This window comes from Paenibacillus sabuli, from assembly GCF_014705605.1.
Classification (GTDB): Bacteria; Bacillota; Bacilli; order Paenibacillales; family Paenibacillaceae; genus Paenibacillus_D; species Paenibacillus_D sabuli.
Window position 1 is genome coordinate 45725 of record NZ_JACXIZ010000003.1, and the last position, 15043, is coordinate 60767.

The 15043-nt window shown below is 63.2% G+C and carries 7 protein-coding genes; all 7 read right to left on the reverse strand.

The features are described 5' to 3' along the window. Positions 1–37: 37 nt before the first annotated feature. The 7 genes from IDH44_RS00725 to IDH44_RS00755 all read right to left on the reverse strand — a co-directional run bounded on the left by IDH44_RS00725 (position 38) and on the right by IDH44_RS00755 (position 14377). Positions 38–3424, reverse strand: a complete 3387-nt coding sequence (locus tag IDH44_RS00725) for a glycosyl hydrolase (RefSeq protein WP_190913748.1) — start codon at positions 3422–3424, stop codon at positions 38–40. Continuing rightward, entirely contained in the window at positions 3421–5943 is a 2523-nt protein-coding gene (locus IDH44_RS00730) for a heparinase II/III domain-containing protein (protein ID WP_190913750.1), read from the reverse strand. Before IDH44_RS00730 ends, IDH44_RS00725 begins: the two co-directional genes overlap by 4 nt. After that, on the reverse strand, positions 5940–7541 hold the full coding sequence (locus IDH44_RS00735; RefSeq protein WP_190913752.1) for a type 2 periplasmic-binding domain-containing protein: 1602 nt from the start codon (positions 7539–7541) through the stop codon (positions 5940–5942). Before IDH44_RS00735 ends, IDH44_RS00730 begins: the two co-directional genes overlap by 4 nt. A 44-nt stretch (positions 7542–7585) precedes the next feature. Next, the gene (locus IDH44_RS00740; protein WP_190913754.1) at positions 7586–8467 is read right to left on the reverse strand and encodes a carbohydrate ABC transporter permease; all 882 of its coding nucleotides are present in this window, start codon (positions 8465–8467) and stop codon (positions 7586–7588) included. A 27-nt stretch (positions 8468–8494) separates the two neighbouring features. Beyond that, on the reverse strand, positions 8495–9418 hold the full coding sequence (locus IDH44_RS00745; RefSeq protein ID WP_190913756.1) for an ABC transporter permease: 924 nt from the start codon (positions 9416–9418) through the stop codon (positions 8495–8497). A gap of 449 nt (positions 9419–9867) precedes the next feature. Next, positions 9868–12084 carry an AraC family transcriptional regulator gene (locus IDH44_RS00750; protein WP_190913757.1) on the reverse strand — a complete coding sequence of 739 codons (2217 nt, stop codon included), beginning with the start codon at positions 12082–12084 and terminating at the stop codon, positions 9868–9870. Between the two features lie 238 nt (positions 12085–12322). Further along, a complete protein-coding gene (locus tag IDH44_RS00755) occupies positions 12323–14377 on the reverse strand; it encodes an S-layer homology domain-containing protein (RefSeq protein WP_190913759.1) in 2055 nt (684 codons plus the stop codon). Positions 14378–15043: the final 666 nt, after the last annotated feature.

The window sequence follows — 15043 nt, forward strand, 5'->3', positions numbered from 1 at the left end:
GAACACCTTTCGTCAAAAAAAATCGAGACGGCATGATCTAATCTTCCACCCGTACCGTCATCTCTTCCAGCAGCCCGTAGGCGATCAGGTCGTATTGCGTCGGAGGCGGCGTGCCGTGCTGCCCGCCGGCGCGCCAATTGCCCGGCCAGACGTAGCCGCGCGGCCGGCGCGGATCGAAGTGGGGACCGAGCAGATTGCGCAGGCTGCCGTACACCCGGAGGGCAATGTGTTGCTCACCGGGCAGGACGAGTCGCGTGACGTCCAGTTCGTTGCCGCGGTCGAGTCCGATCAGTCCTGCTTGCGCGCCGTCGACCTCGACCACCGCTACGGTGCCCGCCCAGCTCGGGAATCCGAGCACGACGCGGCGAAAGCCGGGCGCCAGCGCCAGCGTGCGCCGATACGTCATCGCCCCGGCGTAGAACGGGTATCCTTGCTCCGTCCACGAGCCGAGTCGGAGCGGCAGCGGCCGCGCAATCGTCCATACCCCCGCTTCGCGGTCCGCACGCACGGCAAAGCCGCCCTCAAGATAGATCGCTTCCAATTGATGCAGCACGCGAAACGGCGACGCCCGCAGGACGATCTCGTTGCGCCCGGGGACGAGCAAGCCTGCGACGGAGCAAGCGCCGACTTCGGAATCGAGCCAGGAGGGTCCGAAGTCTCCGGCGAGCGGTCGCCCGTTCACCTCCACGGTGTACAGCTCCGGTCGCTCAATGATCAACCGGGTATCGGCGGCTACGGCCTCGGCATCGTCGACGTGCAGCGCGTATACGGCCTCGAACCCGCTGTCCGGGGGCATGAAGCGGTCCCGGTCCAGCACGCGGTCGCGGTACTGGACGCCGCACTCGAGCGGGTCTGTTGCGAAGCCGTGATGCTGGAAAATGCGCTTGGCCGCGTAGAGTGTGTGAATATCCGCGTACCGTTTGCCGCCTACCGTCAGATCGACATGCATGAGCGGCAGCAGGTTGAGACGCTCTGGCTGCACTTCGAGCGGGCCGATTCGCGCGGAGCCGGCCCCGATGGATTTCGGCGCAACGGCCGCATTCGCGTCCGATGCTGCGGCGCGCGACGCTAGCGGGGACAGCGACGCCCCCTTCGGCCTTGCAATAGGCTGCACATGGAGCAGCAGCGAGTCGCTGCCGAGCAGCGTCGCGGCGATGCGCAACCGCCCGTCCGAACCGGCTGCGCCGATCGGCGTGCGCGCGCCGGTCCACGCGTCCCAGCGCTCGGCCGAGGAGCCCTCTACCTCGATTGTGCCGAAGCGAGAGGCGGGGTGGCTGTTGACGACGAAGTAGAGCGCGCTCCCATCCGCGAGCTCGCGGCGTAGGTGGGCCAGCCCTTGGGGCGGCGCGGCGGCGTCTTGCTCTGCGGAGCCTCTGTCGCACGCGTCGCTCGCCGCGCTGGCGTCTCTGTCGCGCGCGCCGCTTGCCGCAGCGGCGTCCGTCCAGACGAGGCGCGGCTGCAACCGCGCGCGCAGCAGCGTATCGAGCGCGTCCAGGCTGTCTGCCTGCCGCCACCCCGGGTGGCGGCAGAGCTGCTCGGCCCGCGGTTCCGCGAGGCCGTCCGCGAGCCGGATCGGCTCGCAGAGCGCGAGTACGGCGCCGCCGCCATCCAGCAGCGTCTCCAGCAGCCGGAGCGTACTGCCCGTCAGATGACGAACTGCGGGCGGCAGGATGACGAGCGCATAGGTGCGCCGTCCGACACGCAACCGACCGTCCGTCGCGCGGCCGTGACGCGCCATGATGAACTCGTCGCCGAAGTCGAAGTCCCACTGGGCGTCGCAGAGCCGCTGTGTCAAGGCGCGAGTCGCTTCGACGCGGGCGCGGTAGCCGGACTCGCGCTCCTCGGCCGGCGTCATGACGAAGGTCGAGGTGGTCGGATTGAGCACGAGCAGCCGATTCACCGTCTCGCCCTGCCCGAGTGCGGCGCACAGTCGGGCAGTGTAGTCGCTCAGCGTGCGATAGTGCGGCCACCACGGCTGCCGCCAGTCGAACGACTGCGGGTGGTCGCGCTTGCGCGGACCGGTCATCGAGTCGAGCGTCAGATGCGGATTGACGAAATTGACGCCGTGCACGAGCATCCAGTCCCCGATGCGGCGAAGGTCTTCGAACGAGGACTCCCAGCCTCCGGCGCCGTAGGCCTCGCACAGTACGCGCGCTTTGCCGAGCTGATTGGCTGCGCTGTGCGCCTCGCGCAGCGTCACCAGATCGTGCGGATCGGTGCCGTCCTCCCGCAGCAGATAGGTGTGCAGCAGATCGATGCCGGGCCAGTCCATATATTCGTACAGCGACATGATCGCGGGCGAAGTGCGATGGAACGGGTGCGGCCAGTTGTGCTCGACATAGTGCCCCGTGTAGGCGATGCCGTGCCGTCTGCACCACTCGGCCGTCGGCTGCACGGACCCGGCCACCCAGAGCTCGCGGATCGTGGCGTAATAGTCGTAGCGCACACGCTGCGGGGTATGGACAATTCCGCATCCGGCGGCCTCGAGCAGCAGACAGGGCAGATGATCGAGCAGACTGTAGCCGCGCAGTTGCTCGAAGCGGGCCGCCAGCCAATAGCTAAACGGCAGCATGTAGTCGTCCTTGGCGTACAGATTGCCTGCGGTAATCTCGGGCTCGTCGGTGAACAGCGCCGGGATCACGGTGCCGAAGCGGTCGCCGTAACGCTGCCGGTACGCCTCGTGCGTCTGCTGCAGGAAGAGCTGCGTCACCTCCGGGCGCAGCAGATCGACGTACGTGAAGCCGCCCAGCCAGCGGCTCGGCGTCGCGCGGTGCATCTCGAATACGAGGAAGCGGCGGCCGTAGGCCGGCCACTGCGCGATCGGGACATCGGTCAGGTCCCGCGTCAGCTCCAGAGGTGCGCCGGCAGCGTCCGCCATCGACGTCCAGGGCGCGGTGCCGGAGCCTGGGGACGCGCCATTCGCCGGGACGGCAACAGCATAGGCGCGGATCAGCTCGGGCAGCGCCTCAGGGAGCCGCGCGAGCGCCGCATCCGGCGCGTCCAGATCGTAGATGCGGGCGGATACGCCGGTCGCAGCGCAGTCCGGCAGCGCGGCCGCGATCTCGCCGCCGCCGAAGCCGGACGGATAGCCGTGCTCGTCGTAGATGTAGAGGCGCAATCCGAGCTCCTCGGCCACGCGCAGCGCCTCGGACCAGAGCGACCACCATTCCATCGACAGGTACCCGGTGAGTAGGCCGGGGCGGGCGTGGACGAAGGCGCCGCCAAAGCCGCTGCTCTGCAGCTGTCGGAGCTGGAAGCGAATACGCTCCGGCGTAATGGCTTCATTCCATACCCAGAAGGGGGCCGGTCGCTCGTCCGGTCCGGGCGCGGCGAAGCGCGCCGCCACCATATCGCAGTCGGGCGTGTCGTAGTCTGGTCTATCGGAGTCAAGCAAAGTGTAATCTGGCGTATCATTGTCGGTCATGTCCGATCGCCTCCTTCTCCTTCGGTCAACGCGCTCAGCTCGGCCTCTACGATTAGCGTGCCCGTGCGTCCCTCGCGGCGCAGCGCGATGCGCCGGATCGTGCCGCCCGGGACGGGCAGCTCCTCGATGCGGACGGCGCAGTCCTCCGGCACGCGCAGCGCGACCCGCCCTCGTGTGCCAGTGAGCAGGATTCGGCCGTCCGGCTGCCGTGTCACGCGACGCCTCGTCTGCCAGTAGAAGTCGACGGCATCGCCCTGCGCCAGCGCATACTCGTCGCGAATCGTGAGCAGCCCCGGCTCCTCCGAGCGCCAACTGCGTGTCCAGGAGGCGTAGTAGCCCTCCCATCCCGGCGTCAGCTCGGCCTGGATATGCAGCTGTCTCGCGTCGCCTGTTCCTGCGGGCCGGATATCGGCGGGCAGCGGATTGGACGGGCGCGGCCGCTCGCCGGGGAGCAGCGGGACGAGCATATTGTGGCGCTGGCATTGCTGTAGCTCCGCCGCGAGCGGCAGACCGTAATCGCAGCTGCCCGGGTCCTCGGCGAACGTCTCGCCCGCGTATTCCAGCACGAAGCTGCCCTTGTCCTCGTGGCAATGTCCGGCGCCGGCGCGATTGCCGGCGATTAACAGCTTGACCGCGTGCGCGCCGTGCTGGCGAGTCGAAGCCATCCAGCCCATCTCCGGCAATTGCACGAAGGGACGGGGAGCGGGGACGCGTGCCGGAGCGAGACGCGCCTGCAGCGCGGCGGCTAGGAAGGTCTGGCCCCGGCCGCCGCTGCGCCGGCGGTGCTTGGCGCTGATCTGCGGCCACAGACTGTCCGGCAGCGTACGCGCGAGGAAGGCGAGCGCATCGTCATAGGCGCGCCAATCGTCGTCGGTCGGGACGGCGTCGCAGATCGGGATCAACTCGCCGTCCTCGGCCGTGGATACGAGCAGTTCGGCGTAGGCGGCCGTCGCCTTTAGTCGCTCCGGCAGCAGCGCCATCGGATCTGCGCCGGTGGCGCGGGCGTACGCTTCGATCGCGTGGGCGTAGCGCTTCACGGTCCAGAGGAAGTAGATTGGCCCCTCGACGTATCCGCCGTCGGGCAGGATCGAGCTCGCCAGACTGCCGCGCATCTCCTCCAAGGCTAGCTCCATATAGGGGCGTACGCGCGGCATCGTCGGCAGCAGCGCGGCATAGCCGAGCAGTCGCCCGGCCGAGAACCAGAGCAGTTGATTGCAGTGATGGATGTATTCGTGACGCCAGCTCGTCGCATTGATCGCGGCGAGCCCTTCCTCGGCGATGCGCCGCCGCAGATAGGCGCGCCCCCGCTCGGTGAGGAGCTCGCCTGCCGCATCGAGCGTATAGGCGAGGTCGTAGACGACCAGCGACTGGACGAAGCAGCGATGCTCGAATAAGCCGCCCGGCAGCGTGCACATCATGCCATCGTGCCAGTGCGCGCATCTCGCCAGAGACAGCGCATAGCGCGCCGCCATCCGCAGCAGACGCTCGTCGCGCAGCACGAGCCCGGCCTCGGCGAGCTCCGGCGCGCGGCCGACAAGCCAGCGTCCGCGGTCGCGCGCGCGGCAAAAGCGCGTATCGTCCCAGAAGTTAACGAATTCGCCGATCCAACGCTCCGGCGGCTGCTCAGCCCAGGCCCGCGCTCGCTCGATGAAGCCGGGCAGCGGGCGATTCTCCGCTGCCGCGTTACCTTCCAAGGCGTCCTCCGCTGCGTGGCTCGCAGCGCATGACTGCGCCCGGTCGCTAGCCGGGGGCTGGCGGGTGGTCCTCACTGGACCGGCCTTGCCGTTCCCCGCCGCGCACTGCTCATGCCACCCGTCGGCATGCCGTCCATGCCGCCCGTCGATTCGTCCGCGCAGCGCCGCCACGTCGGTGGCGTCAATGGCATAGCCGTGCAACGGCTCATAGCGGGGTACGTACGATTCCGGCTGCAGGTCGCCCTCCCAGCGCTCGTCGTCCGGCCCGGCATACTGGAGCAGATGCTGCGGCAGCCGCTCGGCGCTCTGCAGCAGCAGCCAGTTGAGCCAGCCGCCTGCCGGGCCGCGCTCCGCGGCGCGGAACGCGAGCTCGATCGCCAGCACGCGTTCCGCGCCATCCAGCGCTACTGCGTACTCGGTCGCGAGCGCATCGGGCGCGCAGTGCTCGGCCAGGCATTCGCCGCGCTCCGTGCGCACCCGCATGCACAGCCGCGTCTGCGGCGGCAGCACGGCGGACACGACCAGCCGGTCGTAGTCGCGGCAGTCCAACGCGCAGTAGCGGCGCAAGCGCAGGACCGGTTCGCCGGGCGCCGCCCGCACCCATTCAAAGGCGGCCTTGCACCACTCCTGGCGCAGCGTCACGCCGCTGTCCGCGGCAGCTTCGCGCTCCCATTGTGCCAGCCCGCTGCGCGAAGGGTCCCAGAGCGGGTCGACGATTGCTTCGGCGCTGTTGATCGGCGTCGTGCGGGACAGCGGGACGTACGTCCCCTCATGCGGGTCGTTGTCCGTTTTCATGCTTTCGGCGGAGTCGCGCGCCCGTGTCAATTGGCTTGCGCCTTCAGCGAAGCGTAGATTTCGTTGGCCTCCTCGGTCAGCACCTCGCCGCCGGAGCGCTTCCACAGCGCGACGAAATCGTCGAAGCCGCTGCCGGTGTTCACTTCGCCGGAGACGAGCTTGACGAAGTACTCCACCTGAATCTTGGACAGATCGGGATAATCGACGCCCGACGGCAGATTAAACGTCACTTTGTTGGAGATCGCCGGTTGTCCCTCCGTGTATTTGTCGCGGAAAGCGATGTCCTCCTTCGTGCTGTCGTACTTGGCCATGCCGATCGCCTTGCTACCGAACAGCCCGTAATAGCTGCCTGCACCGAGCTGAGCGCCGCGCTGGACGGGGTCGGTATATTCCGGGTACAACTGCGGCACGCCGTCGACCATATCGTAGCTCTCGCCCTCGAAGCCGTAGACCGTCTTCAAATACGTCTCCTCGTCGCTGTACAGATCGTTGAAGATTTCCAGCAGCTTGGCCGCCTTGGCATCGTCGACGCCTATGCCCAGTCCGATGAAGTTGTTCTTCACGCCCCACGAATAACCTGCTCCCGGAGAGCCGTCAATGTTTTGCAGCACCGGACCCATAACGATTTCGTTAGCCGGGTCTTTCTCGGTGAACGGCTTGCCGACCGCGCCGTTGACCGGGTTGGCGACGTAATACATATTGCTGAACACCCCGTACTTGCCATTTACGAAGTCGTTGCGGTGCTTGGCCGTGTCGCTGGTGATGTACTCGGGATCGATCCAGCCCGCCTCCATCCAGGCGTGCAATTTTTTGAAGGCCTGACGCGCCTGCTCGGTCACGAGACCGTATTCGAGCTCGCCCGCCTCGTTCTCGATCCACATGAACGGCTGGATGCCGAAGGCCGCGAACACTTCGTTGAAGGCGTTGGTGCTGCCGTCCTTGAAGTTGGAGCTGATGCCGTACGTGTCGTCGCGGCCGTTGCCATCGGGGTCCTCGGTTGTGAATTGACGGATCACGTCTTCGAATTCCTCCAGCGTCTTCGGCGCTTCGTCGCGGCCGATCGCCTTCAGCCATTTGCCGTTGTACGCAGGGACGAACGGCAGCGAGCCGGAGAAGAAATACTGCGGCAGCGCATAGTTTTTGCCGTCGACCTGGCCGCTGCTCCACAGCATCGGATCGATGTCATCGACGTCCGCCGCGTACTGCGGCATCGCCTCGCGAATCGAGTCGAGCGGAATCTCGCGCAGCAGCCCCTGGCGGGCATAATTGTTGATATCGCGGTCGGACCACATGAAGAAGACGTCGGGAATTTCCTGGGCCGCCAGCTTTGGATTGAGCTGATCGTTCCAGCTTGCGCGGTCAATGCGGATATTGGTGATGCGGATGTTGTACTTCTCCTCCAGGTATTGCTGGACCGGCGTGTCGTCGGTGGTCGGTGGGTTGAAGCTGAGCCAGGTGATGTCCATCGGTTCCTCCGCGGCGCCTCCCGCGCTTTCGGTGTCGGTTCCGTTGGCGCCGTCGGCACCGGATTCGGGCTCGTTCGCACCGCCCGAGCAGGCGGCCAGCAGGCCGAAGAGCAGCGTCAATGCAAGCGCGAGCATCGCGAGACGTGAAGCTTGTTTTTTCATGGTCGATAGACCTCCTTTTGTTTGACGAGACGGGGCTTCGCCGACTAGCCCTTGAGCGAGCCGACGATGATGCCCTTGACGAAGTATTTCTGCAAGAACGGATAGACGATCAGGATCGGCAGCGTCGAGATCATCAGCACGGCCGCTTTCATCGTTTCGGGCACGACGTACTGTGTGTTGGCTTGCTGCATCGCCATTTGCAGCTCCTGATCGAGATTTTCCACGACCAGTCGCCGCAGCAGGATTTGCAGCACGATTTTCTTTTGATCCTGGATGTAGATCAGTCCGTCGAACCACGCGTTCCAGTGATAGACCGCCGTCCAGAGCGCCACCGTGGCGAGGATCGGCTTGGAGAGCGGGACGACGAGCGAATACAGGATGCGGATATCGTTGGCCCCGTCCAGCTTGGCGGACTCCTCCAGCTCCACTGGAATGGTGATGAAGAAGTTCCGCAGGATGATGAAGGAGAACGTATTGACCAGCGAAGGAATGATGTAGACCCACACGCTGTCGTACAGGCCGAGGCTCTTGACGAGCAGGTAGGACGGGATCAGCCCGCCGCTGAAAAACATCGTGAATACGATCACCATCATCAGCGGGTAGCGATGCGGCAAATACTTGCGAGACAAAGGATAGGCGCCCATTGTCATGATGCAGAGCGCCAGCAGCGTGCCGACGACCGTGCGGAAGATCGTATTGGTGAAGCCGTAGTATATGCCGTCGTAGCGGAAGGCCTGGCGATACGCCTCCAGCGTCGGCTCCAGCGGATAGAGATGCAGGCCCGGTCGGATCGCGTGCACCGGTGTATCCAGCGAGACGGCGATCATATGGACGAAGGGATAGAGCATGACGGCCGAGAGAACGGTCAGGAAGCCGATTGCCGCAATCTGGAAGAGGCGTTCGCCCCGAGTCATGATGGAATGCATAGCGCGCTTCTCCTTTCCGGCGCGGGGCTAGAGCAGCCCCTCCTGCCCGGCTTTTTTCACAATAAAGTTGGTAAATAGCACCAGCAGCAGCGCAACGACGTTTTTGAACAGTCCGACGGCGGTCGTCAAGCTGAACTGCATCTGCAGCAGGCCGGCTCGGTAGACATAGGTGTCGATCGTATCCGCCACGGAATAGACCGATGGATTGTACAGATTGAGAATCTGATCGAAGCCTGCGTCCAGCACATTGCCCATGCGCAGGATGAGCAGGATCGTAATCGCCGGCATCAACTGCGGCAGTGTGATGTGCAGCACCTGGCGCCACTTGTTGGCGCCGTCCATCACCGCAGCCTCGTATAGATGCGGATCGATCGCCGACAGCGCAGCCAGATAGATAATCGTGCCCCAGCCGATTTCTTTCCAGATGTTGGAGACGACCAGCGTAAAGCGAAAGTAATCCGGATCGCCGAGAAAGAAGATCGGGTCCAGACCGAGCAACCTCAAGCCCTCGTTGACGATGCCCGTGGACGGCGAGAGCATAACCGTCAGGATGCCCGCCAGAATGACCCAGGACAGGAAGTGGGGCAAATACGAAATCGTTTGCGTCACCCGCTTGAAGCCGTTGTGCCGGATTTCATTGAGCAGCAGCGCCAGGACAATCGGCGCGGGAAAGCCGAACACGATGTGATAAAAGCTGATCGTAATCGTGTTGCCGAGGATTTGCAGGAAATCGGGCGATGCGGTAAATAAATAATGGAAATGCTTGAGCCCGACCCACGGACTGCCGGCGATGCCTTGCATGATCTGAAAATCCTTGAAGGCGAGCTGGATGCCGTACAGCGGCCCGTAGGCGAAGATCCCGTACCAGACGAGAATCGGCAGGAGCAGGGCGTACAAATACTTGTTGCGCTTATAATCGCTCCATCGTTTGTAAAAGCGCCTCGCGACCATCGGTTTCCTCCTTTCCGGCCGTCTGCGCCGCAGGCGGCGGACCGTGCCAAATGGTGTTTGGTTGGTTGTGCGATTGCAATCGCTTACAGGACTTGATTATACGAGCGGAACCGCCAAATAAACAGTTTGAATGCTTGGAATGGCGTTCGTTATTTTCGAAAAACGAAGACGCGGCGGCAGTCGTTTCAATCAAAACGCACTCAGTTCGAAAAAAACAAACGCCGGCTCGAGGGAGCCGGCGCGGCCGTGCAAAGACGCTGCGTAGCGGAGGGACAGGCGAATATCGAGCGAACGGACCTACAGGCCGGCCGGCGGACACGCGGACGGAGGCGAGCAGGCCGACACGGACAGCCGGACAAGCGGCAAGCGATGACAACGGCAGGCGAGCCCGGCACGGGCCGATATACAAGGATCACGCACCCGGCGGCACCCGGCGGCGCCCGGCGGGCTTACGCTTGTTGGCGGGCGCCCGCTCCGGAGCTCTTGTACTGATTCGGCGTCATGCCGCTGTATGCCTTGAAGCGGGTGCAGAAATACTGCAGATTGCGATAGCCGACGCGCGCGGCAATCTCGGTGACGGTAAGTCCGCTTGATGCGAGTAGTTGCTTGGCGCGCTCCATGCGCGCGCCGGTCAAGTATTCGGAGAACGAGACGCCCAGCGTCTCCTTGAACAGGGTAGAGACATACGCCGGCGTCAGGCCGGCCAGCTCGCCCAGCACATAAAGTGAGATATCCTCGTGCGCATGGGTATCGATATAGTTCTTGAGCTTGCCGATCAATTCGGCATGGACGCTGCCTGGGTCCTGGTTAAAGGGCTCGCTCGCCTGACCGGCCAACTGCCGCAGCTTCTCCAGCGTTGCCGCCAGCGTAAGCTGCTTGATTGCCTCGAAGCTGCCCGCCTCGGGCAGCAGCGCCTTGTGCAGCCCGGACTCGATAATCGTCTCCGACAACACGCTATAGAGGCGCAGCAAAGCCAGCTCGACCGCCTCAAGCTGCAGCTCCGGGGCGCTCAACGACGCCTCGGCTTGTCGGAAGAAGTGATCGGTGCGCTCCGGATCGCCGGACTTGATCGCATGCCGCAGATGCTCGTAGGCGATGCCCTTGACCGGCTCGGTCCGGGCATCGAGCTCGGATGCGGCGACAATCGCGGACGGCCCCAGTACGAAAGTATGGCGCATCGCGCGGGCGGCCAGCTCCGCAGCCTGCACGATCTCCTCCAGTCCGGCGCGCGGGCCGCCGATGCCGGCGGCGAACACGAGACTCGGGGCGCCCGTCTCGGCGAGCCGGCGCAGCCGGGCGGTGAGCGGCGCCTCCTCCAGCGCGGAGGCCCGGTTATCCATCACCAGGACGCGCAGCCGCCGCTTGCCGTCCTCGCAAATATCGTAACGCAGCTCGTCGAGCGTCTCCTGCAGCCGGCGACGCAGCTCGGCGGCGTCGCCGCGCAGCAGCTGGAGCTCGATGACCGAAAAGTAGCGGAAGCCGTCGGTGCCTTCGAAATCCTCGATCCGGGCAAGGTTGCCGGCCAGCAGCTGCTCAAGCGCACTATCGCGGATACGGTCCTTGAGGCGGACAATGTTGTTGTCCATCACCCGGAAGGTCTGGTCGATCAGCTTGTATTCGCTCTCCTCGGTCTGGGCCGGCAGCAATGCGCCGTACCGCGCGCGGATCATGCGAATAACTTCCCCGAGCGGCCGATAGGTACGGCGCGAGAGCCAGACTGCTGCGAGCAGACCGAGGCTGAGCACGAACACGCACACCTTGACGATATCCTGCTGCAGATTGCGCGACGCAAGGAAGGAAGCATGCATCGGACGGGCGATGACGTACGTCCAGCCTTCCGCCGAATCAGCCGCGCGGGAGTATGAGGTCACCGTCGTCTCGCCGTCCACGCTGCCGATGGTATAGCCGCTGCCGCTATCCTGAATCAGGTCGGCCAGGATATCGCGATCCAATGCGCTCGCGCCTGCGGCATTGACAATCGGTTGGCCGCCGCGGTCCAGCACGAGCAGCCGTTCCGACGGAGCGGCGAGCAAGAAGGCAATCTCGCGCTCCAACTCAGCCAGGCGCACATTGATCGCCAGATAACCTTGAATGCGGTCCCCTGTCGCCTTGTACGGCAGGGTATAGATATAAGTAAAGACGCGTTCGCCGTCCGGATAGGTACGCGGCAGCCACGTCTCCATCGGCTGTTCGCCGAGTCGACTCAGATATTCGGCATCCGGCGAATGCTCGGGCCTTGCGTAGAAGAACGTATTGTCCACCGCGAATCCGGATTGGGTAAAGGAAATGCTGACGCTATGCAGCGCTTTGTTGGACTGGGCGGTCATGCCCAGATCATTTACGAGTCGGTAAACCCGGCTCGTATTGCCGGCATGGCCGCGATCCAGGAAATAGTCGATCTCGTCGTTGCTGTGTGAATTGATTGTGGCGATCACCTTGCCGGAAAACAACTCCTTGTATTTCTGCAAAAAGGTCTGCTCCACGAAGCGCTCGAAGCTTTCCAAGCGGCCTTGGCCCTCTCGGGACACCTCGTCCAGCAAAATTTTGTTGGCCTCCGAGTATAGCCATCCCCCGCATAGCAGCAGCAAAAATGCCGACAAGGCGGCATATGAGAAAATCATGCGAAGCAGCGCCTTTTGCCGATATAAACGTTGCCACCTTCCCATCGCTTTGAGCCTCCTTTGTAGCTGGCCTGTCATTATAATTTGTAAGCGCTTTACATCTTGTTATTATACGACAAATTGCAGATGCTGCAAAGGCAAAGTCTGGCGTGTCGCTTTAGACCTCGCAGGGCGAATTGGCCGCTGCGTCCTTTGGCGGCGCGGCAAGCGCCGATCAGTTTCAAAAAAACGCCGCTTCCCGAAGGAAGCGGCGAGACGATCAGTTCGCGGCAAGCGCGATCGGCTAGGGCCGAATCGAGGCAGCCTGAATGGCGGCAAAAGCCCAGTGCCGCGCCGGAACGTCCGCGTAGAGCGGGGCGGACTCGGCATCGCCGGCGAGTCCCAGCAGACGGTTGACCATTGCCACCGCTTCGGCGCGGGTGACGGCCTCGTCGGGACGGAAGCTGCCGTCCACGTAACCGCCGATGATACCCGCAGCGCTCAGCTGCGCCACATTGGCGGCGGCCCAGTGGCCGTCCATATCCGTGAACGGCTCGCCGTCCTCGGCATGGGGCAGGGCGTGACCGGCGGCCCGCACGAGCAGGCTCGCCAGCTCGGCGCGCGTGATGGCGCGATTCGGTCGGAAGCTGCCGTCGGGATAGCCGAGCATCAGCTGCTTGTCATCGGCCCAGGCGATCGCGGCGGCGGCCCAATGCGCGGCAGCGACATCGCCGAAGGCTGCATGGCCGGACGCCTCGCCGCCGCCGTAAAGGCGGGCGATCATCGCGGCAGCCTCGGCGCGGCTGATCTGACGCGCCGGTCCGAAGGTGCCGTCGGGATAGCCGTTGATGTACGGCCGCGTCGCGAGCGTCTCATCGTCCTCGGAGTCGTCCGCAGGCGTAGGTGCGGCGCCCCATGCAGCGACATCGACGACGGTGAAGGTGCTGAACCGGTCGACGACGATGCGCAGGCCGTAGGTGCCGTCCTCGCGGGTGACGACCTCGCCGGCGACGAGCTCCTGCGTGCCGTCGCTATGCTCGATATAGACGCCCAGGCGATCGCTGTCGCCGTTCCACGCTGCGTCATCCAGCGGCAGCACGAGCGTGACCGGCTGCTGCTGCAGATTGGTCTCGATCGTCATCGGCCGGCCGACGACGGTGATCGCTTCGCCGCCGGCTTGCTCGACGACAGCGGCGTTCATCTTGGCGCGCGTCGCGGTGTCTGTGCGCTCGTCCTCGGACTTGAGCGGTACGAGACGGAAGTAGATGTCGCTCGTGCGGCCCTTGAGGGACGCGCTCGGAATGGTGATCGTCACGTTGCGGTTCTCGATGACCAGATCGACTTCTTCGTCGACGAGCAGGGCAGCGGAGCTGCGCCCGATCAGGAGCTCCCATTCGGAGATGGCGTCGTTCGCATCCGGCAGCAGGATTGTAGCCGCATTCGCTCCCTTTTCTTTGACTTGGGCGATGATTTCCAGCGCTTTTCCAGAGCCGAGGCTGAGCTGGTCGCGGATCTTGCCGTCGGCGCCGGTGCTGCGGGAGATGCTCAGCGACGAGACGACGGCGCCGCCGGCGCTGCCGCTGGCGACATCGACCTTGACGGTGTGGGCGCGATCGTCAGGCTTGTTCGGCGACGGGGTTTCCGGCTCGGGCTCAGGGTCAGGGTCCGTGTCCGGATCTGTATCCGGTCCAGGTCCAGGCGTGCCGCTTTGCGGCGTGAGCGCCTCGGACACCGTACGATCGGAGGTGCCGTGTTGATTGACCGCTTCCAGGCCGAAAACATACGGCAGTCCGTTGGTCAATTCCTCGACCACATGCGAGGTTCCTTTGATTTCCGCCAAGATAAAGTTCCATTCCTCCGAATCGGAGGGAGCGCTGGAACCTTGATACATGTATAAATTATAGTAATTCGCCAGCTCCGACTGCTCCCACTCTAATTCAATCTGACCGTCGCCTGGCGTGCCGGTGAACGCAGCTACCGAAGTCGGGGGCTGCGGGATGCGAGGAATGATCGGCTCGGATACTTTGCGCTCCGATACTCCGCCTCTGTTGCGTGCATCCAGGCCGAAGACATAGGGCAGGCCGTTAGTCAGATCGGTCACGAGGAGGTGAGCGTCAGGGATTTTCCCGTCGACAAACACCCAATCATCGGGGTCTGACGGCGCGCTGTCGCCTTGGTACATGTACAAATCGTAAGAGGTCGCCAGTGCCGAGCCTCCCCACTGCACATTAATTTGCTCGTCGCCGGGCGTGCCGATCAGAGAGGTCACGATCTCAGGCGGAGCCGTCAGCTCGGTCTCGTAGCTGATAACACCGTAATCCGAAAGCTCAGACTCGCTGCTCGCGCGGACGGCAAACATGTATGTGCCGCTTTGTTCAACCTTTACCGTATATTCTGATTCGGTTATCGAATTGGCAGCTTCAATCCACATGCTTGTCGTGGCAGGAGGTTCGTCACCCATATAATAATAGACCGAGTAACTTACCGTACCCGGAATGTCTCCCCAAGTCACTTTTGCATACAGGCCTTTGTCACTTGCATTAATGTATTGGGGTGCGGGTAACGGAGAAGTTACGGACGAAATCTCACTATAAGAAGAATATTCACTCATAAGTTCAGGGGCTAAAATCACGTAGACTACATCGCCATACGAGAGCCCGTTCAATTGTTCGGACTTTTCAACACCTGAAAAAACTAAAAAATTACCGTAACTACCACTTGTTGCAAAATCCAAAATTTCTGTCGGGGGATCCGAGTGAGGGGATGATTTGATATAATGCACGACTCCATTGACATTTGAACGTACGTTTAAAAAAATCGTGTTATCCTGCGTGATGGTTAAATTTGGATAACCTTCATCGAATTGAGGTTGCAGTGGCTCTGCCTCCACCTGATTAGGCGGCAGAACAACCGCACTGAATAGCAGCATCCATGTCATCAGGATGGCGAGAACGCTACTTGGCTTACGGAAGTCGGACCACTTTAAAGGCATTTCTTTCATCATTCTCTCTCCTCTTCGCAAATA

Excerpts from the sequence above, each read along its gene's own strand:
- IDH44_RS00725 (WP_190913748.1), bottom strand. The coding sequence starts at position 3,424 with ATGACCGACAATGATACGCCAGATTACACTTTGCTTGACTCCGATAGA.
- IDH44_RS00735 (WP_190913752.1), bottom strand. The coding sequence starts at position 7,541 with ATGAAAAAACAAGCTTCACGTCTCGCGATGCTCGCGCTTGCATTGACG.
- IDH44_RS00740 (WP_190913754.1), bottom strand. The coding sequence starts at position 8,467 with ATGCATTCCATCATGACTCGGGGCGAACGCCTCTTCCAGATTGCGGCA.
- IDH44_RS00745 (WP_190913756.1), bottom strand. The coding sequence starts at position 9,418 with ATGGTCGCGAGGCGCTTTTACAAACGATGGAGCGATTATAAGCGCAAC.
- IDH44_RS00750 (WP_190913757.1), bottom strand. The coding sequence starts at position 12,084 with ATGGGAAGGTGGCAACGTTTATATCGGCAAAAGGCGCTGCTTCGCATG.
- IDH44_RS00755 (WP_190913759.1), bottom strand. The coding sequence starts at position 14,377 with ATGTTTGCCGTCCGCGCGAGCAGCGAGTCTGAGCTTTCGGATTACGGT.